This window comes from Fundidesulfovibrio agrisoli (assembly GCF_022808715.1).
Taxonomy (GTDB): Bacteria; Desulfobacterota; Desulfovibrionia; order Desulfovibrionales; family Desulfovibrionaceae; genus Fundidesulfovibrio; species Fundidesulfovibrio agrisoli.
Genome location: NZ_JAKZKX010000002.1, coordinates 269,631 through 293,898 on the forward strand (window position 1 = coordinate 269,631; position 24,268 = coordinate 293,898).

A 24,268-nucleotide genomic window follows, 5' to 3' on the forward strand; every position below is an offset into this window, starting at 1 on the left:
AAAACTGCTTCGAGCGAAAACCGCCAAGGCCGTCTCCACCCGGGTCGAATGCAAACGGTCCGCCGCCCGCCGGGCAAGTCCCGTCGGACGGCGGACCATCAAAAAACGAACTACATCTTCTTGTAGCCGCGCAGGCGCAGCCCCTGCAGCCGGATGAAGCCGGTGGCGTCGGACTGGTCGTACACGGAGTCTTCCTCGAAGGTCACCAGCTCCATGTTGTAGAGGCTGTTGGGCGACACGCGGCTCACCGGGGTGGCCTGGCCCTTGTACAGCTTCACGCGCACCTGGCCTGTGACGCGCTCCTGGCTCTTGTCGATGAGGGCCTGGATGGCCTCGCGCTCGGGGGCGAACCAGAAGCCGTAGTAGACCATCTCGGCGTAGCGCGGGATCAGGCTGTCGCGCAGATGCATGACCTCGCGGTCCATGGTGATGCCTTCCAGGTCGCGGTGCGCGGCGTGGATGATGGTGCAGCCCGGGGTCTCGTACACCCCGCGCGACTTCATGCCCACGAAGCGGTTCTCCACCATGTCCAGCCTGCCCACGCCGTGCTTGCCGCCCAGCTTGTTCAGGGTGCGGATGATGGAGGCGGGGCTCATCTTTTCGCCGCCCACGGCCACGGGGTTGCCCGCTTCGAAGTCGATGGTCACGTATTCGGGTTCGTTGGGGGCGTCCTCGGGGCGCACGCAGAGCAGGTAGCTGTGGGGGCCGGGCTCGTTGGCCGGGTCCTCCAGTTCGCCGCCCTCGAAGGAGAGGTGCATGAGGTTGCGGTCGCAGCTGTAGGGCTTCTCCTTGGTGACGGGCACGGGGATGCCGTTCTCCTTGGCGAAGGCCAGCAGGTCGGCGCGGCCCTTGAAGTCCCACTCGCGCCAGGGGGCGATGGTCTTGAGCTGCGGGGCCAGGGACATGGCGGCCAGCTCGAAGCGGACCTGGTCGTTGCCCTTGCCCGTGGCGCCGTGGGACACGGCCTGCGCGCCCTCCTTCAGGGCGATTTCGACCATGCGCTTGGCGATCAGCGGCCTGGCGATGGAGGTGCCCAGCAGGTAGCGGCCCTCGTACACGGCCCCGGCGCGCAGGATGGGGAACACGAAATCCTTGGCGAACTCCTCGCGCAGGTCGTCGATGTAGGCCTTGGTCGCGCCGGTGCGCAGGGCCTTCTCCTCCAGGCCGTCGAGCTCCTCGTCTTGGCCCAGGTCGGCGGTCATGGTGATGACCTCGCAATCGTAGGTCTTCTTGATCCACTTCAGGATGACGGAGGTGTCCAGGCCGCCGGAATAGGCCAGGACCACTTTCTGGATGCTGCTCATGCTATATCTCCGCGAGGGTGTACGGAAGGGTGCCTTCTCCGCCGGAGTAGACCCATTCCAGGATGGCTTTCTGGATGTGCAGGCGGTTTTCCGCCTGGTCCCACACGATGGAGGCCTCGGACTCGAAGACCTCGGTGGTCACTTCCTCGCCCTGGTGAGCGGGCAGGCAGTGCATGAATTTGGCTCCGGGCGCGGCCAGGGCCATGGCCTTGGCGTCCACCTGGTAGTTCTGGAAAACGCCCATGCGCTCCCCGGCTTCGCTCTCCTGCCCCATGGATGCCCAGACGTCGGTGTTGACGAAGTGCGCGCCCCGGATGGCCTCCAGCGGGTCGGTGACCAGGCGGATCTTGCCCCCGGCCTTGATCCCGGCGTCGAGGATGTCCTTGTTGGGGGTGTAGCCCTCGGGGCAGGCCAGCACCAGCTCGAACGGGAAATAGGTGGCGGCGTTGATCCAGGAGTGGGCCATGTTGTTGCCGTCGCCCACCCAGGCGACCTTGGTCTTGGCCAGGTCCGCGCCGCGCTCCACCATGGTCATCACATCGCCCATGACCTGGCAGGGGTGGAAATCGTCCGAGAGGGCGTTGACGATGGGGATGGAGGTCTTGGCCCACATGCGGGTGAGCTTGGAGTGCTCGAAGGTGCGCATGACCACGCCGTCCACGTAGCGGGAGAGCACGCGGATGGTGTCCTCCACGGGCTCGGAGCGGCCCAGCTGGGAGTCGTTCTGGGTCATGTAGATTGTGGAGCCGCCCAGGTGGCGCACGGCCATCTCGAAGGAGACGCGGGTGCGCGTGGACGCCTTCTCGAAGATCAGCGCCAGGGTTCTGCCCGCGAGCAACTCGGAGCGGAAGCGCGACTGCTTCATCTCGATGGCCCTGTTGACGACGCCGTGGGCTTCCTGGCGGGTCATGTCGTGTATTTCGAGGAATCTTCTGGGCATGTGAGCCTCCAGTATGGAATGCGGCGAAAAGAAGATTTCTAGCGGCAGAGAGGGAGGATGTAAAGAGGCAGCCGGGCTAGGCAGCCAATGGTAAAGCCTGTTTTCGCAGCCTGCTCAAAAAACTCGAGGGCAAGGCGCGAGAACACGTCGAGCCCGATGCGTATTTCGGCATACGTGAGGGTTCGACTTGTTCGAAGCAACGCAGCCAGCGAGGATTTTTCAGCATGCTGCCGGGCTAGCGCAGGGTTTCCACGGCGAGGTCCGTCATGGCCTCCATGGCCTCGCCGTGGTCGTACCCGGCCAGGTGCAGGATGCCGTGCGCCAGCAGCCGCACCAGGTGTTCGCGAGGGTTCTGGCCGTAGAGCGCGGCCTCGCGCCTGAGGGCGTCCACTGAGAGCGCTATCTCGCCCAGGTAGGCCGGGCGCTCCGCGTCCTCCGAGGGGAAGGAGAGCACGTTGGTCGGCCCGGTGAGGCCCAGGAACTCCCGGTTCAGACGGGCGATCTCCACGTCGTCCACGAAGCGGACCTCCAGTTCGCCGCCGGTCAGGCCCAGGGCGTCCAGCAGGTCGAACAGCAGGGGCTCGGCCTCGCGGCGGGAGAGCGGCAGGGTCGGGTCCAGGGCCGCGCCGGGTTCTATCCAGAGGGTCGGGGAAGAGGAAGTCATAAGAGGGAAGATGCCTCCGGCGGCCAAAGGAACTTCGTTCCTTTGGAATCCTTTACCGCTTCGCGTCGGGCGCGGAAGGATGGCAGTTCTGGTGTCAAACGGGGCCGGGCGCGCCCGGCCCCGGGGAATGCGGGCTATTTCTCGGCGTCGAAGGCTTCCAGGATGCGGGCCGAATAGACGAAGGCCGCCCCGGCGTTGAGCCCCACGGCCACGGCCAGGGCCTCCAGCAGTTCCTCCCGGGTGGCCCCGGCGGCGGCCGCGGCCTTGGCGTGCACTCCGATGCAGGTGTCGCAACGGGTGGAGGCCGCCACGGCCAGCGCGATCAGCTCCCTGGTCTTGGCGTCCAGCGCGCCGTGCGCGGAGCCCGCCTCGTCCAGGGCCTTCATGGCCTCGCCGATCTTGGGGTTGCCTTTGATAAGCTCCCCGAAAGCCTTCATGGAGTTATTGACCAGGTTCTTCCAGTCCACGAGCATGTGCCACTCCTTTTTCTGGCGTCCGCATGGAACGCCGTTGGCGAACAGCCCGCCGGATCACCAGCGAAGCCGTCGCGGGGTCCAGGGGGATCATCCCCCTGGCGGGTGCAGGGCAGCGCCCTGCTCTTGGCATTTCCCCGGTCCTGCCTGACTTCTCCGGGGATCATCCCCTTGGCGGGGGCAAGGGCAGCGCCCTGCCCCGCTCCGCCTCGGGGTGAACTCAGGCCGCTTTCTCGGGCGAACCGTTCCCGTTGGCGGCGGCAGCGGGGGCCTCTTTGGCCTTGTCCTTGCCGCGGTCCAGGTTGGGGTACTCGATGCGGTGGTGGAAGATGCCCGTGAGGATGCGGTGGAAAGACTCCGAGGCCTGCGTCAGGTCCCTGAGGGTCAGTTCGGAGCCGTCCAGCTCGCCCTCGTTGTAGAGCTTGCGCACGATGGACTGGATGTGCCCCTTGATGCGGCTGGGGGTGGGGTCCACCAGGGTGCGGCTGGAGGCCTCGATGGCGTCGGCGAGCATGATGATGCCCGCCTCCTTGGTCTGGGGCTTGGGGCCGGGGTAGCGGAACTCGTCCTCGCGCACGGGCTCCTCGCCTTTGGCCTCGGCCTGCTCCTGGGCTTTGTGGTAGAAGTAGGTGATGAGCGTCATGCCGTGATGCTGGCCGATGAGGTCCGCGATCTCCTCGCCCAGCTTGTGCTCGTTGGCCAGCTCCACGCCTTTCTTGACGTGGGAGATCAGTATGAGCGCGCTCATGGAGGGGGAGAGCTTGTTGTGCTTGTTCTCCTTCCCGAAGAGGTTCTCGATGAAGTAGCTGGGGTTCTTGAGCTTGCCGATGTCGTGATACAGGGCCGCCACCTTGGCCAGCAGGGCGTTGGCCCCGACGGCGCGCGCCGCGGCCTCGGCCATGTTGGCCACGATGAGCGAGTGGTGGTAGGTGCCGGGCGCCTTGACCATCAGCTCCTGGAGCAGGGGCTGCTCCAGGCTCATGAGCTCCATCATCCTGAAGCGGGAGGTGAAGCCGAACATCAGCTCCAGCACCGGGCTCATGCCCAGCACCAAGAGCAGCGAGAAGATGGCGTTGAAGGCCGCGTACACGCCGCCGGCCAGGGTCATCTCCGCCCCGCCCTGCTGCACCAGCACGATGCCCAGCCAGGAGACCACGCACAGCCCGGCCAGCGGCAGGATGGAGCGCAGCACGTCCTGCCGGGTGTCGCAGTTCTTGATGATGGAGGCGTACACGAAGCCGCCCAGCAGATAGTAGCTGAACAGTTGCAGGCCGCCGCCCACCTCGCTGGCCACCAGGTAGGAGATGAGCAGCACCGCGAAGGAGCACAGCGCCTGGGGCAGGAACATGGCCAGCACGCCGGCGGCCCCGGCGATGGGCAGCCCGAAGGCCACCTGGCTCGATTTCAGGAACAGCGGCAGGTGCGCGTCGGAGAGGCGGGCCAGCTCCACGAACTTGGCCAGCAGCACGAAGAAGCCCGTGACCAGGGCCAGGGCCAGCCACTCGCGGTTGCCCACGCAGCGTATGCCGGATTTCTTGCCCTGGGAGAGGTGCAGCAGCACGAAGAACAGGCAGGAGAGCAGGAACATCCCCGGGATGGCCAGGGGCCGCACCGAGCTGGTGCGGTGGGCGTAGAGGGCCTGGAGCTTGGTCTGCTGCTCGGGGGTGACGCGCTCGCCCTGGCGGACGATGACCTCGCCCCGGTAGATGCTGGTGTAGACCGGCTCCATGGCGCCCACGATCTCGCGCTTGCGTGCCAGGGTGGTCTCCTGGTTGAAGACGAGGTTTGGCAGCAGGTACGGGCTCAGCAGGGTGAACACGGCCTTGCGGGTGCGGATGGTCTTCTTGAGGTCCTTGCGCAGGAGCTGGTCCAGGTCGTCCTTGCAGCGGTCCAAGTCGATGGTGCCGGGGCTGTCGAGGTAGAGGGTCTCCATGCCCGAGGGCAGCTCGCGCAGCAGCACGCCCTGCTTGTAGGTGGTGAACACCCCGGGATGGGCCGTCACCCCCCGGGAGTAGACCTCCCTGAGCCAGGGCAGCAGCTGGAGCTGCATCATGTCCTGGAAATCCTGGGTGCGCCACAGCTGGAGCATGTCCCGGCTGATCTCGACGTTCAAGTCCTCCGAGAGGGAGGCGCGCACCTTCTCCGCGTCCTCGTCGGGCTTGCGGGAAAGGGCCAGGATGTCGGTCACGTGCTTCTTCAGGGCCTCGTAGGGGGCGGGGCTCAGGTCGAAGACGGGGGGCTGGTTTTCGGAGACCTGGTCGCGCTTGCGCAGGGTGGCCTCGCGGTCCTCGATGCGCAGGTTCTGATCCGCGGTGACGTCCTGGCTGGCGATGTCGCCCGCCAGGAAGACCTTCACGTCCGATTCGAAGCGCACCGCCGAAAGGATGCTCGCGCCCAAAATAACGGCCAGCAGCACCCCGAGGCCCCAGCACAGCATGGGGCGCTGGGCGCACTGCTGGCACGGCACGGAGGCCTTGGGCGGCGGGCTGGTTTTACGAAGACGGCTGAGTATGCCGCTCATAGGCTTTCACGATCCGCCCCACCAGGGGGTGGCGGATGACGTCCTCCTCGCTGAAATAGACAATGCCGATGCCCTCCACGCCCTCAAGGACGGAGACGGCATCAATCAGGCCGGACGGAGCCCCGCGCGGAAGATCCACCTGGGTCACGTCGCCGGTGACTATCGCTTTGGACCCGAAGCCCAGGCGCGTCAAGAACATCTTCATCTGTTCGGGCGTGGTGTTCTGGGCCTCGTCCAGAATGATGAAGGCGTCGTTGAGGGTGCGCCCGCGCATGAAGGCCAGGGGCGCGATCTCGATGACGCCTTCCTCGATCATCTCGCTCACGCGCTGGAAGTCCAGCATGTCGTGCAGGGCGTCGTAGAGCGGGCGCAGGTAGGGGTTCACCTTCTCCATCATGTCCCCGGGCAGGAAGCCCAGCTTCTCGCCCGCCTCCACGGCCGGGCGCGTGAGCACGATCCGCTTGACGCGCCTGGCCAGCAGTTCGGCCACGGCCACGGCCACGGCCAGGTAGGTCTTGCCGGTGCCAGCCGGGCCAACGCCGAAGACCATGTCCCCGGCGCGGATGGTGCCCAGGTATTCGCGCTGGGTCAGGGTGCGCGGGGTGATGGATTTCTTGGGGGAGACGACGAAGACATCCTGCTCGAAATACCTGCGGGAGGTGGGCTGCACAGCGCCCTCCAGGCCAAGGAGCAACGGCTTGATGCTCTCGGGGGAGACGCCGCCGCCCTTGCGCAGCGCGCCGTAGAGCTCCACCATGACCTCGGCCACCCGATCCAGGGCTTCGGCGCTGCCGCCGCGGAGCGTGAGCGCGTTGCCACGGGAGTCCGCCCGGACGCCCGTGAGCTCCCTCACGAGGTCCAGGTGGGCGTTGTGCGGCCCGAAGAGCTCCCGGGCGAGGCCGGAGTCGTCGAATTCGAGCCTGCGCTCGACTGCGTTGGGTTTGCTCATGTGTTAAGGCGTCACCTCAAATTGACGTCCAAAGCCAGGACGCCGACGATCTCCCCCCGTGCGGTTGTCACCGGGCGGCTCACGGTGATGCACGGGGCGTTGGACGCCGACGACGTGTACACCTCGGAAATATTGATGTCCTTGTCGCGCATGGCCCCCAGGTACCAGGGCCGCGTACTCCAGGATTTGCCCACGGCGGAGCCGTCCAGGGCTCCCCCCTGCCCGATGTTGGCCACCACTTGCACGCCCGAGGCGTCGGTCATGTAGGCCAGCTCCAGGAAGGGATGCTCGCGCATGGCCCGCGCCAGCAGGGCCTCCATGCGGGGCCTCTCCAGCGAGGCCATCTCCTCCGAGGTGGCCAGCCGCTCCACGAGCTCCTGGATCACCCCTCGGCCGAGCAGTGTAAACACGCTGTTGAGGTTGGCAAGTTCGCCCACCTGCGCCAGCAGACTTTCGATCCCTTGCTCGCAACGGGTCATGCCGTCAAGGGTTTCGGCGGAGGTTTCGCGCACGTGGCTCACGGTGCGCCCGATCTGGGTGCTCATGGCGGACTGCTGCTCCGCGGCCGTGGCGATGGCCCGGACCTGGTCGGCGGTCTCCTCCACTATGGAGACGATGTCCGCCAGGGCCGCGCCCGAGCGCTTGGCCTCCTGCGTGGCCTTCTCCACCTCGGTGGCCGCGCCCTCCATGCCGGAGACCGCGCCCTTGGCCCCGGTCTGGATGGCGTCGATGACGGAGCCCACCTCCCGGGTGGCCAGCATGGTCTTCTCGGCCAGCTTGCGCACCTCGTCGGCCACCACGGCGAAACCGCGCCCGGCCTCGCCAGCGCGGGCGGCCTCGATGGCGGCGTTGAGCGCCAGCAGGTTGGTTTGGTCGGCGATGTCGGAAATGACGGTCATGATCCGGCCGATGGCCTGGGCTTGCCCGCCCAGGTCCTCCACGACGCCCTTGAGCTCCTGGGTGCGGCCGTAGGCGTGGGAAATGGAGGAGACGACGCCCTCCACCACCTGCGCCCCGTTTTCGGCCCGGCCCCGGGCCTGGGCGGCCAGGTCGGCCGCGCGGGCCGCGTTGCGGGCGGCGTCCAGCACGGTGGCGTCGAGCTGCTCCACGGCGCTGGAGGCCTCCGCCACCATGTCCGCCTGGATGCGCGCACCCCGCCCGGCCTTGTCCACCTCGCCGGAGAGGCTGCCAGCCACCTCCTGGATGGCCCCGACAACGGAGCGGATGGTGCCCGCCGCGCCGGACATGCCGTGCTTGCGGGAGTTTTCCGCGCTGCGTTTGGCCTGGGCGGCCTGCGCCAGGGCGATGTCCCTCTCTTCGGAAAGGCCGGAGGCCTGGGCCTCCAGGGCCGAAATTCTCGTGAGCCCCTCCCGGCGTTCGGCCGAGAGCCTCCCCAGGGCGCGCTCCATGCCCGCCAGTTCGTCGCCGTCCAGGGATTCGCCAGCGCCGCCGAGCAGCGCGCCAAGAGCGCGCAGGCGCGAGCCCAGGCCCAGGGTGAACGCCGCGCCAAGCCCGAGCGAGAGCGCCACCGCCGCGAGGCCGCACCAGAAGACCGTGTCCTTGAGGGAGGACAGCGCGTGGGAGAAGGCTTGCCCGGAGCCGGAGGCGGCTTCGGTTGCGCCGGAAAGGCCCAGCCAGGCTACAAGCCAGACCGCGACCGTGAACAAAGCCGATACGAGGGAAAAAACCTGCATCTTCCGCATCAAGGTCATACTTCACCTCAAAGTGAGATAGGCAGGCAGGAGTGCCTTTAAGTGATAGACAAAATTGTAAAAGTCAACTGGAAATGCGCAGCCTGTCTTCGACTTCCGGGTCCATGGCGACCACCACGCTGGCCGCGCTGTCCAGGCGCACCCGGCCCAGGGCCGCGCCCTTGATTTTCCTGACCTCGCCCGCCGGGGCGTACATCACCCTGGCCTTGGCGTCCCCAGTCTGCCAGCTGGCCAGCCCCGCGATGGCCGCGGCCTCCAGCAGGGTGCGTTCGGGAATATGCTGTCCGGGGTGGTCGCGCTTGATGAGCACGTGCGCGCCTGGCCCGCCCTCGGCGTGGAGCCAGATGTCGAAGGGGCTGGCCACCTCGGTCACCAGGCGGTGGTTGGCGGCGCTGTTGCGACCCCGCAGGATGACGAAGCCGTCGGAGGAGCGGAAGCGGTGCAGGTCCGCGTCGCGCACGCGGCCTTTCCTCTCGGGTTCGGGGGCCGCCTGCGGGCCGCGCGGCCTGGGCGGGGGCAGCTCCCCCCGCTCCGCCTGGGCGCGCAGCCGCTCCACGTGCTGCTGGCCGCGCCGCCCCTTGGCCGCCTTGCGGAAGAAGCGCTCCATGTTCTCGAGCACCGTGAGCGCCGGGTCCATGGGTATCTCCATGGGGCCATGCTCCGGGTGCTCCAGGGTGAGCGGCCCGATCTTGGCGCGCGGCTCCAGGGCGGAAAGATTGGCGGCCAGGGCCTCGCCGTAGGCGTGCTGCGATTCCAACGCCTGGAGCCGTTTGCGGTCCTTCTCCAGGGTCTCCAGGCGCTTGTCGCGCCGGACGTTCAGGCGCTTTGGGTCCTCCGCCTTGGGCGCGAGCGCCTCGAAAACCGCGCCGCGCCCATGGGCCAGGGCGGCCTCCAGCGCGGCCCCGAAGCGCTCCGACTCCCTCCAGGCGGGCCAGGGCAGCGGACCTTCCGGCCCCTTGGGGCCGCGCCCCGTGTAGAAACCGGCGGCGGAACCCTTCAGGAAGCGGCTCAGCAGGGCGTCGCGGTCCTCGGGGTCCTCCTTCTCCAGGGCGCGGCGCAGGCTGCGCGGGCAGGCGGGATCGGCCAGGGCGTCGTCCGCGCCCGGCCAGCCGGGGGCGTCGCCGAAGCCGTCGGGCAGCCGCTCCAGCACCACCGGGTCCTCCTCCATGGAGAGCAGCAGCCAGCCGCACTCGCCGGAGGTGAGCTCCAGGGCGAGCCGCCTGCGGGGCCAATCCTGCCGGAAGCCGGTCACCTTGCGGCCGCGCAGGCGTTTGCGCAGCCACATGGCCTTGGCCGGGGGGCTTGGCGGATTGACCGGCTTCTCAGGGGAAAGCAGCAAGGCGCCGTGCTGGCTGTGGGCGCGCAACAGAAGAAAACGGCAGCCCTGAAGGGCCGCCGTGGGTGAGACGGGTGGCGTGAAAGCGAACGTCCAGAAGCCCGGGGCCGGGCCGTAGACGGTATCGAAGCGGACGCCCGCGAGGGCGTCGGCAAGCTCGGGCGCAAGAAACCTGAAGAAGCAGGAGTCCATCGGCGGGCTATTCGCCCCTGATATCCTCGTCGGCTTCCTGGCGGGCCTTGCACTTGATGCACAACGTGGTCACGGGGCGGGCCTTCAGGCGGGGTACGCTGATGTCCTCCCCGCACTCCTCGCAGATGCCGTAGGTGCCGTCGTCGATGCGCTCCAGCGCCTCCTTGATCTTGCGGATCAGCTTGCGCTCGCGGTCGCGCAGGCGAAGGGTGAAGGCACGGTCGGACTCGGCGGTGGCCCTGTCCGCCGGGTCGGCGTAGACTTCGACGGTATCGGTCATATCCTCAATGGTCTCTTCACCTTTCTTGAGGATATCTTGTAGCGAGTCGTTGAGGTACGTCCGGAAGAAATCGAGATCCTTCTGATCCATATGGAGCCTCCGAAGTAACTGAAACCCAAGGCAACGAAGTGAGTCCCTCTAAAGGATTTGCGGGCGGAGGTAAAGAGGCTTGCCACATGTTCCTGCCTGGGGCCGCATGGAGGGGCTGTTTCCGGCGCCCTGCGGAGGCGGCCGCCTGGGTCGCACGGAGCGCCAGCACACGTAACAGCCTGAAATCATGCTTTCTTGGAGCCACAAACCCCATTCGGGCGGTTTTCCGGCCGCCCCGCCCGGACGAGCCTGGCGGCGCGGGCAAAAATATGCGCCGCTATCCGCTCAGAACCATTGGCACATTGAAAAGCATGATGATTTTCCTGTTTTTCGCGCTTGACTTTGCCCCCCCATCTCTTTAAACACGCCTCTCGCCACCGAGCGGGAGTAACTCAGTGGTAGAGTGCAACCTTGCCAAGGTTGAAGTCGCGGGTTCAAATCCCGTCTCCCGCTCCACTTCCCCACCGGCAGGGGAATTTTCGGAATGGATGTTTTGGAAGCTGTTGACAAGGTAGATGTTTTTCCCTAGACACAGCTTCCCTTTGCGCGAGGCGGCATAGCCAAGTGGTAAGGCAGAGGTCTGCAAAACCTCCATTCTCCGGTTCAAATCCGGATGCCGCCTCCAGATCGCGGGAGTAACTCAGTGGTAGAGTGCAACCTTGCCAAGGTTGAAGTCGCGGGTTCAAATCCCGTCTCCCGCTCCACTGGATCGAACAAGGCCGAACCTGCGGGTTCGGCCTTTTTTGTTGCATCTTCGGATGCCCATGAGGAGCGCTCTCCATGACCGATCCCCGCATCCTGGAACTGGCCGTGTCCGCCGACTCCCGTCTGGACGACATCCTGGCCCTGGCTTCTTCGCTCTATCCCGTAGGGTTCGAGACGGTGGCCCTGGGGCCGCTCTCCATCGACATCCTCCAGATTACGGACCTGCCCGCCTACATCGACCGCCTGGCAGCCCGCTCCGCCCCGGGGGAGAAGCTCGTGCTGCCCTTCTGGGCCAAGCTCTGGCCGGCGTCGCTGCCCTTGGCCATGCTCGCCGCCGGGCTTTCCGCCCGGCCGGGCCGCAAGGTGCTGGAGGTAGGCGCTGGTCTTGGCCTGTGCGGCCTGGCCGCCGCCGTGAGCGGCTGCGAGGCCACCATCACCGACATCGAGCCCGAGGCGCTGCTGTTCATCCGGGCCAGCATCCTCAAGAATGGCCTGGAGGCAAAGGCCCGGGCCGCCCTCCTGGACATCGGCAAGGACAGCATGGATGAGGCCTTCGACGTCATCCTGGCCTCCGAGGCGCTCTACATCCCCTCGCTGCACGCCCCCCTGCTGGAGCTGCTGCTGCGCCGGATGGCCCCCCGGCCCGACGCGCAGGTTCTGCTCTCCTGCGACCACTGCCGCGAGGCCGCGACCTTTTTCGCCCAAGCCCAACAGAACTTCCGCATCCAGCGCACGCAGACCACCTGCCGCGACGATTCGGGGGATTCACAAACCTGCGTGCTCTACCGCATGACGAGACGTACCGATGCGTAAACTGCAAAGAACCCCCAAAGGGTACACCTGCGATTCCGACAAGCTCTGCTCCCCCGAGAGCACCGTGGAGCGCGTCAAGGCCCTCTTCGCCGGACACGGCGGCATCCTGGCCGAGCTGCGCCGCACCGACACCGGGCGGCTGGGCATTCCCGTATACCTGAGCATCTGCGGGGCCCAGGCCCGCGGCGTGATGCCCACCCGCAAGCAGATGGGCAAGGGCGCCTCCCCGGCGCAGGCCGAGGCCTCCGCCCTGATGGAGCTGGCCGAGCGCTACAGCTACTTCAGCTTCTGGGCCGACGAATCCAACTTCACCCTGGCCACCTGGTCCCAGGCGCAGGCTTTGTGGCCCGGAAAGGTGATCCCCATCGAGGAGATCATCCACTCCGTGCACGACACCATCACCCCGGACCAGGCCGCCTCCCTCATGGACCTGGTGCCCTGGCGCTTCCACCCCGCCACCCGCGTGCAGGACGGCCAGGAGGTCATGGTGCCCCTGGACTGGTTCAAGAAGCTCAACGAGTTCAACGGCTCCTCGGCGGGCAACTGCCTGGAGGAGTCCATCCTCCAGGGGGCCTGCGAGTTGGTGGAGCGCCACGTGAGCGCCGTCATCGACAGGGAGCAGCCCCATCTGCCCAACATCGACCTGGTCAATCTGGAAGACCCCGTGCTGGCCGGGCTTGTTGACGCCTTCAAACGCAACGGCGTCACGCTCTGGCTCAAGGACTTCAGCCTGAACATGCCCGTGCCCACGGTCGGGGCCCTGGCCTACGACCCCTCCACCCTGGGCATCAGGAGCGAGATCGTGTTCACGGCGGGCACGGCCACCTCGCCGGTGAAGGCGGCCGTGCGGGCCATCACCGAGGTGGCGCAACTGGCTGGCGATTTCGAGACCGGCAGCAACTACGAGGCCTCGGGCCTGCGCAAGTTCACCGACCTGGGCGAGCTGGGCTGGCTGGCCGAAGGCCCCTCCACCAGCATCGACCGCATGCCGGGCGTGGAGCGCCAGGACATGCTCGACGAGCTCGAAGCCTTCTGCAAGGGCCTGAACGCCCAGGGCTACACCCTCTACACCGTGGAGACCACCCAGGAGGATCTGGGCGTCTCCACCAACTACAGCTTCGTGCCGGGTTTCCTCTTCCGTGAACGCACCCCCAGGGCCAGCGTGGCCCTGTTCGTGGGGCGCATCCTGGCCGAGGAGAGCCCCGAGGGCGAGGCCGCCGCGGGCCTGGACGTGCTGGCCGGGGCCTGCCCGGACGCGCCCTGCCTGCCCTTCTTCCGGGGCCTGCTGGCCCTGCGCCAGGGCGACGTGCTGGAGGCGGTCGAACTGTTCGAGCAGGCTTCCGGGCTCCAGCCCGAGCAGGAGGACGAGGCCCTGGCCTTGTTCTACCAGGCCTATTCCCTGACCCAGCTCGAGCAGTGGGCCGAGGCCGCGCCCATCCTGACCAGGGCCATCGGCATCAGCCCCGAGGTGAAGGAATACCACAACCTGCGCGGGGTCTGCCGTTTCAAGGCCGCCAACTACGCCGACGCGGCCGGGGATTTCGAGGCCGCCCTCGCCCTGGATTCGGGTTCGGTCATGGATCTGGCCAATCTTGGGCTTTGCCATAAATTCCTAGGTCATACGGACGCGGCCGTCACGTTCCTCAGCAAGGCCCTGGAGATGGACCCGAGCCTGGAATTCGCCCGGACCCATCTCGCGCAAATCATACCGGAATGATCTGTTATCGAAATGAATTGACAACACTCGGAATTCGCCTTTAAGACGTCACGAATTCAGGTGGGGACCACACCCAGACGCATCCGCCCTTGCGCGAAGCACCGTCTTCAGATAAGAGCCATGCGTCCATGATGGTACCAAGACAGCGGGTAGCTGTTTACGGTTCGGATTCCTCTTGTGAGGCATCCACGGCAACTCAAGGCAACCGATAGATTGTTCAAGCAACGCCAAGGAGGATGGAGAATGGCCACTGTTGAATTCAAGGGCAAGACCTTCGAGGTTGACGAGGACGGTTTCCTGCAGCGCTTCGAGGACTGGAACCCTGACTGGGTCGAGTACGTGAAGGAGTCCGAGGGCATTAAGGACCTCAACGATGAGCACAACAAGGTCATCGAGTTCCTGCAGGACTACTACAAGAAGAACGGCATCGCTCCGATGGTCCGCATCCTCTCGAAGGTCACCGGGTACAAGCTGAAGCACATCTATGAGCTGTTCCCCTCCGGCCCCGGCAAAGGCGCCTGCAAAATGGCCGGCCTGCCCAAGCCCACCGGCTGCGTGTAGTCCTTACAGACTTCACTGACGTAGAAGCGGGCCTCCTTTCGGAGGCCCGTTTTTTTTTTGCGCCCTTGCGCCGGGACGCGGCCATGGTCGTTCGTGTCTGAAGCCGTTTGGCGGCTGTGGCCATCCGGGCCACCGGCCTATCGGAGCCTGCGGCCAATCGGCGTCCCGGCCCGCGTGTTGCCCCGGCTGTTTGGCACCCGGAATTTGGCGCCTGGGGCCGTTTGGCCCGTGAAATCCCTGCTACTTCTTCTTGCCGCCCTTGGCCTCGCCCTTGCTTGGGGGCAACGCCTTGGAGGAGCCTTTCGCCGGGGCGGATTTCGCCGCGCCCTTCCCTTTGCCCCCGGCAGCCTTGGCTTCCCGCGCTTCGCCCTCCTTGAAAAGCTCAGCGCGCTTTTTCTCGAACGTGAGGGCGGTCTTCACGGAGGCCAGCCCCATGGCCACGATGCTCACGATGATGATGAGCCCCTTCTGCACCTGCCATTTCTGGCTGGAGAGCATGTCCCCTATCCAGGCCTGGCCGAACTTCTGCGAGAGGAAGATGATCCCCGGCACAGCGATCAGGGAGAGCACCATGCCAACCAGCTCCAGCCACATGAAGCTCTTGCCCAGCAGCAGCACGAACAGCGTGGAGTCGCGCACGATGCGTAGCGTCACCAGCCTGGCCTTGAGCAGGGTGATGGTGGATTCGATCTCCTCCACGTAGTCCTGACTTTTTCGGAAGTTCGCGGCCACCTGCATGGAGGCCGTGCGCATCCAGTTGAGCTTGGCCGCGCAGGAGTTGTAGTCCTTGTTGAATTCCCGCAGCAGCTTGCCGAACGGGAACCAGGCGGCCTCGTGATGGATGGCCTTGAGCTCCTCGTGGAGCGAGTCCAGGGTTTTGCCCAGCGCCTTGGTGGCCTGCTCCACGGCCTTACGCAGGTCGAGCTGAAGGGCTTCGTACTGGCGCACCACGCAGATGAAGCAGACGTAGTTGCTGATGGCGCACATGCCGCCGAGCTCCTCGGCGTGGCGGATGCCCTCCTGCAGGAAGGGGTGGTCTTCCCGGAACCAGCTCTTGAGGTAGTCCGGCAGGCATTTGACCGCATCGAGTTTCTCGTCCCGGGCTGCCTTGGCCTCGCTCCAGGGGGTCTTGAGGGCCGAGAGGATGTGGATGCGCCCGCGCTCCAGTTCGGGGTCGATCAGCACGCGGTTGAAGATGTTGGGTTCCAGCCGGAGCAGGTCGGCGATCTCGTTCATGCCCCTGTCGGTGAAGCCCTGTTTCACCAGGCAGACCCCCAACCGGTAGCCGGGCTCCAGCCAGCGCGGACATTCCGAGCGGGCCTGGCGGTAAAGCCCGGCTGCGGCAAAATAGTCGCCCTGCACCTCGAACCCGCGCGCTTCGAGAAAATAGAGCCAGCCGCGCTGCAAGGGCGTGTAGGCGCTGCGGCCCGCCTCCTGCCAGAAATAGCCTGCCCGGCTCCAGTCGGCCTGCTCCATGGCCACGAAGCCCTGCACGCTGCGCGGCTGGAAACCCCGCCCGTAGGCCGCCAAGTTGGCCGTGATCTCCTGCTCGAAATTCTCGTGGTCCCCGGTCTTGGCCAGGTTGAGGGCGTCCCAGAGGTACACGCCGTCCGTGGGGGCGTTGAGCGTATCCAGGCCGCCGGGCAGCTCCTTTCCGGTGCTGCGCCAGATGCGGTCCACGCAGCGGAGCTGGTTGAAATAGCCGATCTCGAAGATTCCCCGCACGATGGTCTCGCGCTCGTCCTGGGCGTCCAGCAGCCCTCGGAGCGCCCCGGGGCCTTCGGAGGCGATGAGCTGGTTGATGCCCATCCCGGCTTCCTCCAGCTTGGCCATGTCGATGAGGCCCAGCCGGTCCCACACGCCCGGGTCGGCCTCCTGCAAGGTCTTGGAGGGGCAGTCCATGGGCTCGTGGCTGGCGAGCCCGCAGTAGAAGCACGGGGCCAGGCTGCCCGCCAGCAGGTTCGCCGGGGGCTTGAAGGGGACCTCGTCCTGGATGTCGGGCTCGCCGTCCTCCTCGACCAGGGAGATGCTGCACCAGTCGTCGATGGAGGGGGTGCTCGACGTCCGCCGCACGTCGTTGACCCTGAAACCAGGCCCCAGATACAGGGCCGAGCGGAAGCTCATGTGCGGGTAGTCGGGCGAGATGTCCGCCCAGTCCAGGTTGATGCGCCGGGGCAGATCCTTGTTGAGGTGCTGGCCCAGCTTGAGGGTGCAGGCCATGACGCACGGCCAGTACTTCCTGCCGGACTCCGCGGACCGGATGTTCTCCTCCAGGGTGAGCAGCTCGCGCACCACGTTGCGGAACGAGCGCACATTGTCCACGCCGAAGATCAGGTACCCCTCGTTGGAGATATACTTCGCGGCGATGCGCTCCAGCAGGGATTGAAGCTCGGAGAAGATGGACCGCCAGCCCTCGGCCGAGTTCTTGTCCAGGGGGTCGCCCAGCGGGCGCAGCATGAAGTACCAGCCCAGCGGCGAATCCTGTGCCAGGGCGATGTCCGCCGTGAGCTGCCCGTACTGCGTCGCCGAGAGGCCGGGCACCGGGGGCGCGGGCTTGAGGTTCATGCCCGGCAGGGGCCGCACCAGGGCCTCGAACGCGGGGTGGACCAGCATCTCCAGGTCCTGCGGGGGGTTCGCCTCCTGGTTGAGGAACTCCTCGGCGCAGGTGAAGCTCCGTTCGAACTTGTAGCCGATCAGCAGCGAGGCCGGGAAAAGCTGGATGAGCAGCGGCAGCCGGTTGACCCGGGCGAAGCCGGAGAGCCTGCCGAGAGCCTTGATCGACTCGTCCCCGAAGAAGAACCAGAGGCTCTGGTGATCCTCCTCGGCTTGCAGGAACCCGCCGAAGTCGTTGAATATCTGGCCGACAATGGTTGAGAGCTGCCCCTCCCAGACCAGCCAGACCCCGATCCCCGGGGCCGCGAGCCGGGGATGGGCCATCTGGGGCAGTTGGTCGACGAGTTGTGACAACCTGGGCATGCTGGGCTGCTTCTCCTTTGGGGACCGCGCGGGTCTTGCCGTCACATCGGCCGCAACAGTGATTTCCATTAGGCCGGGAAAGCTGAGGGCTCCTTGCCAGGGCTACCCCCGAAGCGCGATTGGGGCAAGCAAAGGCCTTGTCCGCCGCGTGCGCCCGTGGCAGTCTCGCCCCGCCGGGCCACGGCCCGCGCGATTTCACGCCACAACCGGAGGGAGCGGATGATCCACACGGACCCCAACAGGGCCTACCGGCAGGCCCTGCGCCCCGCCCCGGGCGAGACATTCTTCCAGGTCGTCGCCGGGGAGTCCGACCTGCGCATCACGGCCCGGCGCGACCTTTCCATAGAGGTCGGGGCCTACCTGGCCGAGGTGCGCGCCGGGCTCACCAACCACATCCTGCTGCGCCCCGAATTCCGGCACTCCCTCACCCCGCTGCCGGTGGAGCCCGGCGAGGAGTTGTTCCCACCCGTGGTCCGGGCCATGCTGGAGGCCTCCAGGCTCTGCCAGGTGGGGCCGATGGCCGCCGTGGCCGGAGCCGTGGCCCAGGCCGTGGCGGACAGGTTCTCTCCCCTGTCGCCCGACATCCTGGTGGAGAACGGCGGCGACATCTACATCCACACCACCCGGCCCAGGCTCGTGGCCCTGCTGGCCAAGCCCGTGCAGGGCGCGCGGCTGGCCCTGCGCGTGGAGCCCGGGGAGAGCCCCCTGGCCCTGTGCGGCTCCTCGGCCACCATCGGGCATTCGCTCTCCTTCGGGGCCGCCGACCTGGTGACGGTCAAGGCCCGCTCAGGCGCCCTGGCCGACGCGGCCGCCACCACCCTGGGCAACCTGGCCCGCAGCCCGGAGCACCTGCCCCTTGTTCTGGAGCGCGCCCAGGGGATGGCCGCCGTGGGCGTGCTGGGCGTGTTCGCGCAGGTGGCCGGCCAGGTGGGCGTCTGGGGCGACATGGAGCTGGCCGTGCTGGAGGATGGGCAGGATTGAGGCTGAGCTGTGAGCCATGAGTAAGAGTGGGGCGCTGCCCCACACCCCGCCAGGGGGATGATCCCCCTGGACCCCGCAAATAAAATCCGGGAAGGCTGCGCCTTCCCGGATTTATTCATTTACCCTTCGATAACAACCCGCGCCCCGAAAACGCGAAGCTATTGGGGGTGCAGGGGCATCACGCCCCTGCCGGAGGGGTTTGGGGAGGCAGCGCCTCCCCAAGCGTCTCTGTCAAATTATCCGGCCGAAGCTACTGGGCCAGCCGGTCGATGGCGGTCTCGAGCTGCCTGCCCAGCGGGGTCTGCAGGGTCAGCTGCCGCTCAACGGCCGTGATGCCCTTGACCACGGTGGAGTGCCTGCGGTTGAAGCGCTGCCCGATGTCCTGCAGGGAGAGGGGCGTGTGCTTGCGCGCCAGGAAGAAGGCGGTGTTGCGGGCGATCACGTGCTGGCGCTTGCGGCTCTTGGAGACGAGGTGCTCGCGCTGGATGTTGTAGACCGTGCACACGTAATCCACGATCTGGTCCAGGTTGATGTTGGGCTGCTCCAGGTCGTAGTTGCGCAGCACGTCCCAGGCCATGTCCATGCAGATGCCCTGCCCCAGGATGCGGGCCTTGAGCGCCAGGTTCTGCAGGCAGGATTCGAGCTGGCGGATGTCCGTGCGCAGCTTGTCGGCCAGCAGCCCGGCCACGTCCTCGGGGAGCAGCACCTGGTGCAGCCCGGCCTTGCGGCGCAGGATGTTCAGGCGCGTGGCGTAGTCGGGCTGGTCGATGGTGGCCAGGAAGCCCGCGCCGAGCCTGGAGGCGAGCTGGCTGTCCAGCCCGGAGAGCTCCTTGGGCAGGAAGGAGCTGGTGAACACCACCCGGCAGCCCCGGGACTCCAGTGTGTTGATTGTGTTGAGCAGTTCATCCTGCAACTTGAGCTTGCCCTGGAAGAAATGGATGTCTTCGAGGATCAGGATGTCCACATTCTCGCGGAACCTGGCCTTGAAGCGGTCCATCTCGCGCATCTTGATGGACAGGATCAGCCGGGAGGAGAACTCCTCGGCCGAAAGATAGCGCACCTTGGGCTTGGCCTGCTTCATGTCCGCCAGCATCATGCGGCCGATGGCCTGGCTCAGGTGGGTCTTGCCCAGGCCCGGCCCCGCGCTGATGAACAGCTGGTTGGCGGGCAGGTTGCGCCTGCACAGGCCCAGGGAGGCCTCGTAGGCCAGGGCGTTGGAAGGCCCCACCACGAACTGGTCGAAGGAGAAGCGGAACGCCGGGTCAACGCAGTCGTTGGCGGGAGCGGGCGCTTCAGGCTTGGGCGCTGGCAGGACGGCAGCGGTTTCGATCAGGGGTGTGACGGATGCGTCGCGGGCCGTCACGGTGATGGCGGGAGCCCCGCCCATGACCTGGGCCGCGGCTTCCGCGATCTGCCCTGAGAGGCGGTCGCGCACCCAGGCCGCCACGAACTCGTTGGGGGCCGTAAGACATATGCGCCCGTCGGCCACGGCGGCCGAGAGGGGCTTGATCCACACTTGATACAGACCGGGATTCAGGCTGCGTTCGAGTAGATGGAGGATGTGGTTCCAGGTCGGATGCGTCATGGAGAAGTTGATGCTTCTCCTGGCTTTTTTTCTCAACCCGGATAAACGCCCTGTGCTCTTCACGGCCGCCAGGGGTTATCCAAAACATAACCTCTTGATTTCACTATCCAGTTTGCAAAAAGCCGCTTCAGGGACCACGACGGGAAACAGGTCGGGAAGCACCGGAGGACAAGGCTTGGCGACCTGGAGGCCGCATTTTTATCAACATGTGTTAAAAAAGTTTTCCACAGGCACTGAATCGATTTTTGCGCGATTTTCCAAGTTTAATTTCTTTTTCACCCGCTTTCTTTTTTGGTTTCGCGCCATTTTCTCGGATTGTCGCTTGCTGCGGGCCTTCCCGAGACATCCCCGCTTCGGAGCCCTCCGTTCAATACAGAAACAACACCTTGATAACATTGCATTAAAAATTATGGCAAAGAATTGCCACGCGAACGTAACCCGAGCCACCCCGAAGGCGAGTCAAGACCAAAATGGTCGTTTTTCCTTATTTTCGGCGTTTTTTCGGCACATACACCCAAACCCTCAACCTGCCTGGAGATAGTCCCGCCCCTTCCGGTAGCCCCTGGAATTGAGGAAATCCGCAATCAGTTCGGGCGCGCCCGGATTGCTCACATAGCTGAGCGCGAAAGCCTGCCCCACGGAGGGCAGATCCCTGTGGTGCAACACTGGTATCCCCCCGATCCGGTTGCCGATCTTGCGGGGATCGATATCCAGGAAAGCCCGCACGCGAACGCCCTGGGCCTGCAGGTGCTCCACCCTGCGCCGGGTCACCCTGCCCGCCCCCACCACCCAGACCTCCGGGTGGTGCGGGTTGTGCCGCGCCAGCCAGCGGGCCAGGTATTCGGCCTTGAGCCGGTGGAAGCTGTCCTGCCCGTAGCGCGGGTCCGTGCGTGAGAGCCTGAGGGGCGGATCGTTCCAGGTCAGCAGGGTTTCGGGCACCTTGCCCAGGCGCGCCCCGGCCTCCAGCCAGCGCAGCCAGAGCTCGTAGTCCTCGGGGAACGGGCCTTGCCTGTAGCCGCCCAGGCGGAGGAAGGACGAGGCCCGGAACATGGCCGAAGGATGGGCCAGGGGGGCGTCCCGGAAGACGCCCAGGCGCATCTGCTCATGGCTGTGCAGGGTGTTGAGCCAGTCCACGTGCCGGGCGTAGCCGCCGCAGGCCTGGGGGTCGCCCCCGTAGCGCACCAGGCAGCCCACTGCGTCCAGTTCCGGGCTGGCGTCCAGGGCCGCGGCCTGTCTGACGAAGCGCTCCGGGTGGCATACGTCGTCCGCGTCCATGCGCGCCAGAAAGCGCCCGCCGGCCTGCGAGGCCGCGAGGTTGAGCGCGGAGGCGATGCCCTGGTGCTCCCCGGCCAGCACGCGCACTCTGCCGTCTCTGGCGGCATAGGCGTGAAGAAGGCCCAGTGTGCGGCCCTGGTCCCGGGAGCCGTCGTCCACGGCGATGATCTCGAAATCGGGCAAGGTCTGGGCCAGGAGGCTGTCCAGGCAGGCGGGGAGGTGCGCGGCGGCGTCGCGCACGGGGAGCAGCACGGATATCATCATGGAGGGAATGAAAAAGGGCCGCCCCGTACGGAGCGGCCCTTCGGCTTACAACACCGCGGCCTTGATGGCCTCGATGCCCACGCGCTCCGCGAAGCGCGCGCAGCGTTCCTTCTTCTTGGCGTTGTCGCGGTAGAAGTCCAGGAGCTTCTTCACCAGGGCCACGACATGGTCCTGATCCAGGCCTTCGGCCACGATGTCGGCCGCGCGGGGCTTGCCGCCGGAGTGGCCGCCGAAGGCCACGGTGAAGCCGTCCTTCTTGCCGATCACGCCGATGTCGCGCACCAGGGAGCTGGCGCAGCACAGCGGGCAGCCCGAGACGCCCATCTTGACCTTGGCGGGCAGCTCCATGCCCACGTAGAGCTTCTCCAGCTCCAGGCCCAGGCCCAGCGAGTTCTGCACGCCGAAACGGCAGACGCTGGTGCCGGGGCAGGCCTGCACGAAGTGGACGCACAGCTCGATGGCCTGGCCCACCAGGGTGCCCAGGTCCGCCCAGATGGGCTCCACCTGCTCGGCCTTCATGCCCACCAGGGCGATGCGCTGGCCCGAGGTGATCTTGACGATGGGGATTGAGTACTTCTTCACCACCGTGTTCAGGGCGTCGAGCACCTCGGGGGTGATGAGGCCCACGGGGGTGCGGGGCACGATCGCCCAGGTCTGGCCGTCACGCTGAAGGATAGCCCCGCGGGGCGCTTCCTGCTTTTCCATTGTAATTCCTGCTTATGAATAGGATTGAATATTGTTCGTGTCCCTGACGAATCGGATGCCCGTCCAACCAGGCATCGCGTGGCGTTGTTTTTTGTAGAATTATTGCCAAATTGTAAAGTGTCAGACTTGCAGCCCGCATTGACATTGAATACAGGTGAAAGCATCAATGCGATGAGGTGCATGTATGTCTGTAAGAACGCTCCAGTCTTGCTTGTTGATCGTTGCGTCCCTGCTGGCCGCCTCCCTGGCGGCCATATCGGTTTCCGGGGGGGGCGTCTCCACGTGGCTCGCCGTATTTGCGGCCCTGGCTGTGATCGTCGCGGCGGCCATCCACATGGCCCTGATGGCCGGCCCTCTCAGCGAACTGGAAAACCTGGCCAAGCAGGCCATGGACATGAAGCTCCCCGCCATGGAGCACATCAACCTCCATGGCGAGTTCAAGATTTTCGCCAACGCTTTCCGTGAACTTTCCCGCTGCCTCAAGGACGCCCAGGCCACCCACGCCCGCCTGGAGGAAGAGATGGCCGTCAAGAACGTCTCCTGCGAGGACGCCATCCGCCAGGCCCAGGAGGCCTCCCGCCTGGCCGAGGAATCCCGCGCGGCCAACCTCATGGGCGCGGCGGGCAAGCTGGAGAACGTGGTGCGCCGCGTCATGGCCTCGGCCGGGGCGCTCTCCAACCGGATGGAGCGCATCTCAGAGGGAGCCGACCTGCAGAAGCAGCGCATGATGGAGACGGCCACGGCCATGGGCGAGATGAACATGGCCATCACCGACATCTCCCGCAGCTCCTCCGACGCATCCGTGCGCGTGGAGAACTCCAAGGAGGAGGCCGCGGCCAGCGCGCGCATAGCCGCGGAGACGCTCTCGGCCATCGCCAAGGTCAACGAGGCCACCGGGGTGCTCAAGGAGAACATGGGCAGCCTGGGCGAGCAGGCCCGCAGCATCGACCGCATCATCAACGTCATCAACGACATCGCCGACCAGACCAACCTCCTGGCCTTGAACGCCGCCATCGAGGCCGCACGCGCGGGCGAGGCCGGGCGCGGCTTCGCGGTGGTGGCCGACGAGGTGCGCAAGCTGGCCGAGAAGACCATGCACGCCACCAAGGAGGTGGGCGATTCCATCAAGTCCATCCAGAGCGCCATCCACCAGAACGTGGAGCACATGGACCTTGCCGTCTCCCGGGCCGACGAAGCCTCGGACATGGCCCAGCGCGCCGGGCAGTCCGCCGGGGCCATCCTGACGCACACCGAGGCCAACACCAGCATGATCCTCTCCATCGCGGCGGCCTCCGAGGAGCAGTCGGCCAGCTCCCAGCACATCAACAGGGCCATCGACGAGGTGGAACAGGTGGCCGGCGAGATCGCCGACGGCATCCACGACTCCGCGCAGTCCGTGATCGAGCTCTCCGACCTCTCCCGCGAGCTCTCCGTGCTCATCGAGGACCTCAAGAGCGGCATGCAGACCGGCGTGCTCATGGCCTGGACCAGCGACCTGGCCACCGGGGTGAAGATCATCGACGAGCAGCACCGCAAGCTTCTGGATCTCATCAACGACCTCTACGCCGCCATGAAGGCGGGCAAGGGCCGCTCGGTGCTGGAGAAGCTGCTGGACGGCCTGGCGGAGTACACGGTCTACCACTTCGGCACCGAGGAGAAGTACTTCGACCAGTTCCGCTACGCCGAGACGGCCGCGCACAAGAAGATGCACGCGGAACTGACCGGCCAGGTGGTGGACTACATCGGCAAGGTGAAGTCCGGCCAGGCCAACGTCTCCATGGAACTGATGGAGTTCCTCAAGGAGTGGCTCGTCACCCACATCTGCAAGCAGGACAAGCGCTACGCCAAGACCTTCCTGGACGCGGGCCTGGAGAGGGCCTAGCGGCCCGCCGCCAACGCCTCAGCTTCGTTGCTTCGAGAAGGCCAAGCCTCCGCGCGGGACGACCGCGCATCGGGCTTGGCCTTTTCTTGCGCCTTGCCCGCTCGTTTTCCGACAGACCCAAGAGAACGGAACTCCCGCGCCCCTGACGCGAAGCTATACGGGATTCCAAAGGGAGGAACTCCCTTTGGCCGCCGGAGGCATCTTAAAGCCGGGAAGCGGAAGAGAAAGAGGCCTCCGGCGGGGGGGGGGGGGGGGGGGGGGGGGGGGGGGGGGGGGGGGGGGGGGGGGGGGGGGGGGGGGGGGGGGGGGGGGGGGGGGGGGGGGGGGGGGGGCGCGGGGGGGG

The 24,268-nt window shown here is 66.3% G+C and carries 19 protein-coding genes and 3 tRNA genes; 9 read left to right on the top strand and 13 right to left on the bottom strand.

The window, feature by feature from the left end; translation table 11 throughout:
* Window positions 1–110: 110 nt before the first annotated feature.
* The 9 genes from MLE27_RS02645 to dksA all read right to left on the bottom strand — a co-directional run bounded on the left by MLE27_RS02645 (window position 111) and on the right by dksA (window position 10,461).
* Complete coding sequence (locus MLE27_RS02645) at window positions 111–1,304, bottom strand: argininosuccinate synthase (RefSeq protein ID WP_243310332.1); 1,194 nt, start codon at window positions 1,302–1,304, stop codon at window positions 111–113.
* A gap of 1 nt (window position 1,305) precedes the next feature.
* Window positions 1,306–2,244 carry an ornithine carbamoyltransferase gene (gene argF / locus MLE27_RS02650; protein ID WP_243310333.1) on the bottom strand — a complete coding sequence of 313 codons (939 nt, stop codon included), beginning with the start codon at window positions 2,242–2,244 and terminating at the stop codon, window positions 1,306–1,308.
* A 235-nt stretch (window positions 2,245–2,479) separates the two neighbouring features.
* Window positions 2,480–2,908 (bottom strand): rRNA maturation RNase YbeY, encoded by a 429-nt coding sequence (gene ybeY / locus MLE27_RS02655; RefSeq protein ID WP_243310334.1) that lies wholly within the window; start codon window positions 2,906–2,908, stop codon window positions 2,480–2,482.
* 134 nt (window positions 2,909–3,042) lie between these two features.
* A complete protein-coding gene (locus tag MLE27_RS02660; RefSeq protein ID WP_243310335.1) occupies window positions 3,043–3,381 on the bottom strand; it encodes a carboxymuconolactone decarboxylase family protein in 339 nt (112 codons plus the stop codon).
* Window positions 3,382–3,601: 220 nt separating this feature from the next.
* A complete protein-coding gene (locus MLE27_RS02665; RefSeq protein WP_243310336.1) occupies window positions 3,602–5,902 on the bottom strand; it encodes an HD family phosphohydrolase in 2,301 nt (766 codons plus the stop codon).
* A complete protein-coding gene (locus tag MLE27_RS02670; protein ID WP_243310337.1) occupies window positions 5,874–6,851 on the bottom strand; it encodes a PhoH family protein in 978 nt (325 codons plus the stop codon). Before MLE27_RS02670 ends, MLE27_RS02665 begins: the two co-directional genes overlap by 29 nt.
* Window positions 6,852–6,862: 11 nt before the next feature.
* Complete coding sequence (locus MLE27_RS02675; RefSeq protein WP_243310338.1) at window positions 6,863–8,563, bottom strand: methyl-accepting chemotaxis protein; 1,701 nt, start codon at window positions 8,561–8,563, stop codon at window positions 6,863–6,865.
* 64 nt (window positions 8,564–8,627) lie between these two features.
* The gene (locus MLE27_RS02680; protein WP_243310339.1) at window positions 8,628–10,091 is read right to left on the bottom strand and encodes an NFACT RNA binding domain-containing protein; all 1,464 of its coding nucleotides are present in this window, start codon (window positions 10,089–10,091) and stop codon (window positions 8,628–8,630) included.
* Between the two features lie 7 nt (window positions 10,092–10,098).
* Window positions 10,099–10,461, bottom strand: coding sequence for an RNA polymerase-binding protein DksA (gene dksA, locus MLE27_RS02685; protein WP_243310340.1), 363 nt, complete (start codon window positions 10,459–10,461; stop codon window positions 10,099–10,101).
* A gap of 381 nt (window positions 10,462–10,842) precedes the next feature.
* Between dksA and MLE27_RS02690 the strand changes: the two genes are divergently transcribed.
* From MLE27_RS02690 to MLE27_RS02715, 6 genes are all read left to right on the top strand, one after another.
* Window positions 10,843–10,917, top strand: a tRNA-Gly gene (locus MLE27_RS02690).
* Window positions 10,918–11,011: 94 nt separating this feature from the next.
* A tRNA-Cys gene (locus MLE27_RS02695) sits at window positions 11,012–11,086 on the top strand.
* Between the two features lie 4 nt (window positions 11,087–11,090).
* A tRNA-Gly gene (locus tag MLE27_RS02700) sits at window positions 11,091–11,165 on the top strand.
* 76 nt (window positions 11,166–11,241) lie between these two features.
* A complete protein-coding gene (locus MLE27_RS02705) occupies window positions 11,242–11,979 on the top strand; it encodes a class I SAM-dependent methyltransferase (RefSeq protein ID WP_243310341.1) in 738 nt (245 codons plus the stop codon).
* On the top strand, window positions 11,972–13,696 hold the full coding sequence (locus MLE27_RS02710; RefSeq protein ID WP_243310342.1) for a YcaO-like family protein: 1,725 nt from the start codon (window positions 11,972–11,974) through the stop codon (window positions 13,694–13,696). The genes MLE27_RS02705 and MLE27_RS02710 overlap by 8 nt, the downstream gene beginning before the upstream one ends.
* A 243-nt stretch (window positions 13,697–13,939) precedes the next feature.
* Window positions 13,940–14,257, top strand: a complete 318-nt coding sequence (locus MLE27_RS02715) for a TusE/DsrC/DsvC family sulfur relay protein (protein WP_243310343.1) — start codon at window positions 13,940–13,942, stop codon at window positions 14,255–14,257.
* A gap of 240 nt (window positions 14,258–14,497) precedes the next feature.
* On the opposite strand, the gene MLE27_RS02720 is transcribed toward MLE27_RS02715, so the two are convergent.
* On the bottom strand, window positions 14,498–17,233 hold the full coding sequence (locus MLE27_RS02720) for a tetratricopeptide repeat protein (protein ID WP_243310344.1): 2,736 nt from the start codon (window positions 17,231–17,233) through the stop codon (window positions 14,498–14,500).
* A 219-nt stretch (window positions 17,234–17,452) separates the two neighbouring features.
* Between MLE27_RS02720 and MLE27_RS02725 the strand changes: the two genes are divergently transcribed.
* Window positions 17,453–18,214: a UPF0280 family protein gene (locus tag MLE27_RS02725; RefSeq protein ID WP_243310345.1), complete on the top strand. Its 762-nt coding sequence runs from the start codon at window positions 17,453–17,455 to the stop codon at window positions 18,212–18,214.
* A 250-nt stretch (window positions 18,215–18,464) separates the two neighbouring features.
* On the opposite strand, the gene dnaA is transcribed toward MLE27_RS02725, so the two are convergent.
* Window positions 18,465–19,799 (bottom strand): chromosomal replication initiator protein DnaA, encoded by a 1,335-nt coding sequence (dnaA, locus tag MLE27_RS02730; RefSeq protein ID WP_243310346.1) that lies wholly within the window; start codon window positions 19,797–19,799, stop codon window positions 18,465–18,467.
* Here dnaA and MLE27_RS02735 point away from each other — a divergent pair.
* Window positions 19,798–20,340 carry a hypothetical protein gene (locus MLE27_RS02735; protein WP_243310347.1) on the top strand — a complete coding sequence of 181 codons (543 nt, stop codon included), beginning with the start codon at window positions 19,798–19,800 and terminating at the stop codon, window positions 20,338–20,340. The two genes, dnaA and MLE27_RS02735, sit on opposite strands and share 2 nt — an antisense overlap.
* Here MLE27_RS02735 and MLE27_RS02740 read toward each other — a convergent pair.
* Together MLE27_RS02740 and MLE27_RS02745 are read right to left on the bottom strand one after the other, a co-directional pair.
* Window positions 20,322–21,335: a glycosyltransferase gene (locus MLE27_RS02740; protein WP_243310356.1), complete on the bottom strand. Its 1,014-nt coding sequence runs from the start codon at window positions 21,333–21,335 to the stop codon at window positions 20,322–20,324. The two genes, MLE27_RS02735 and MLE27_RS02740, sit on opposite strands and share 19 nt — an antisense overlap.
* 48 nt (window positions 21,336–21,383) lie before the next feature.
* The gene (locus MLE27_RS02745) at window positions 21,384–22,043 is read right to left on the bottom strand and encodes a nitrite/sulfite reductase domain-containing protein (RefSeq protein ID WP_243310348.1); all 660 of its coding nucleotides are present in this window, start codon (window positions 22,041–22,043) and stop codon (window positions 21,384–21,386) included.
* A 184-nt stretch (window positions 22,044–22,227) separates the two neighbouring features.
* Here MLE27_RS02745 and MLE27_RS02750 point away from each other — a divergent pair, with 184 nt between their 5' ends.
* Window positions 22,228–23,925, top strand: a complete 1,698-nt coding sequence (locus MLE27_RS02750; protein ID WP_243310349.1) for a bacteriohemerythrin — start codon at window positions 22,228–22,230, stop codon at window positions 23,923–23,925.
* Window positions 23,926–24,268 lie beyond the last annotated feature (343 nt).

What these genes read in the sequence shown, in the direction of transcription:
- MLE27_RS02705 (WP_243310341.1), top strand. Translation starts at nt 11,242, where the DNA reads ATGACCGATCCCCGCATCCTGGAACTGGCCGTGTCCGCCGACTCCCGT.
- MLE27_RS02715 (WP_243310343.1), top strand. Translation starts at nt 13,940, where the DNA reads ATGGCCACTGTTGAATTCAAGGGCAAGACCTTCGAGGTTGACGAGGAC.
- MLE27_RS02720 (WP_243310344.1), bottom strand. Translation starts at nt 17,233, where the DNA reads ATGCCCAGGTTGTCACAACTCGTCGACCAACTGCCCCAGATGGCCCAT.
- MLE27_RS02665 (WP_243310336.1), bottom strand. Translation starts at nt 5,902, where the DNA reads ATGAGCGGCATACTCAGCCGTCTTCGTAAAACCAGCCCGCCGCCCAAG.
- MLE27_RS02645 (WP_243310332.1), bottom strand. Translation starts at nt 1,304, where the DNA reads ATGAGCAGCATCCAGAAAGTGGTCCTGGCCTATTCCGGCGGCCTGGAC.
- MLE27_RS02670 (WP_243310337.1), bottom strand. Translation starts at nt 6,851, where the DNA reads ATGAGCAAACCCAACGCAGTCGAGCGCAGGCTCGAATTCGACGACTCC.
- ybeY (WP_243310334.1), bottom strand. Translation starts at nt 2,908, where the DNA reads ATGACTTCCTCTTCCCCGACCCTCTGGATAGAACCCGGCGCGGCCCTG.
- MLE27_RS02710 (WP_243310342.1), top strand. Translation starts at nt 11,972, where the DNA reads ATGCGTAAACTGCAAAGAACCCCCAAAGGGTACACCTGCGATTCCGAC.
- MLE27_RS02675 (WP_243310338.1), bottom strand. Translation starts at nt 8,563, where the DNA reads ATGACCTTGATGCGGAAGATGCAGGTTTTTTCCCTCGTATCGGCTTTG.
- MLE27_RS02725 (WP_243310345.1), top strand. Translation starts at nt 17,453, where the DNA reads ATGATCCACACGGACCCCAACAGGGCCTACCGGCAGGCCCTGCGCCCC.
- MLE27_RS02735 (WP_243310347.1), top strand. Translation starts at nt 19,798, where the DNA reads ATGGAGAAGTTGATGCTTCTCCTGGCTTTTTTTCTCAACCCGGATAAA.
- dnaA (WP_243310346.1), bottom strand. Translation starts at nt 19,799, where the DNA reads ATGACGCATCCGACCTGGAACCACATCCTCCATCTACTCGAACGCAGC.
- dksA (WP_243310340.1), bottom strand. Translation starts at nt 10,461, where the DNA reads ATGGATCAGAAGGATCTCGATTTCTTCCGGACGTACCTCAACGACTCG.
- MLE27_RS02660 (WP_243310335.1), bottom strand. Translation starts at nt 3,381, where the DNA reads ATGCTCGTGGACTGGAAGAACCTGGTCAATAACTCCATGAAGGCTTTC.
- MLE27_RS02740 (WP_243310356.1), bottom strand. Translation starts at nt 21,335, where the DNA reads ATGATATCCGTGCTGCTCCCCGTGCGCGACGCCGCCGCGCACCTCCCC.
- MLE27_RS02680 (WP_243310339.1), bottom strand. Translation starts at nt 10,091, where the DNA reads ATGGACTCCTGCTTCTTCAGGTTTCTTGCGCCCGAGCTTGCCGACGCC.
- MLE27_RS02745 (WP_243310348.1), bottom strand. Translation starts at nt 22,043, where the DNA reads ATGGAAAAGCAGGAAGCGCCCCGCGGGGCTATCCTTCAGCGTGACGGC.
- argF (WP_243310333.1), bottom strand. Translation starts at nt 2,244, where the DNA reads ATGCCCAGAAGATTCCTCGAAATACACGACATGACCCGCCAGGAAGCC.
- MLE27_RS02750 (WP_243310349.1), top strand. Translation starts at nt 22,228, where the DNA reads ATGTCTGTAAGAACGCTCCAGTCTTGCTTGTTGATCGTTGCGTCCCTG.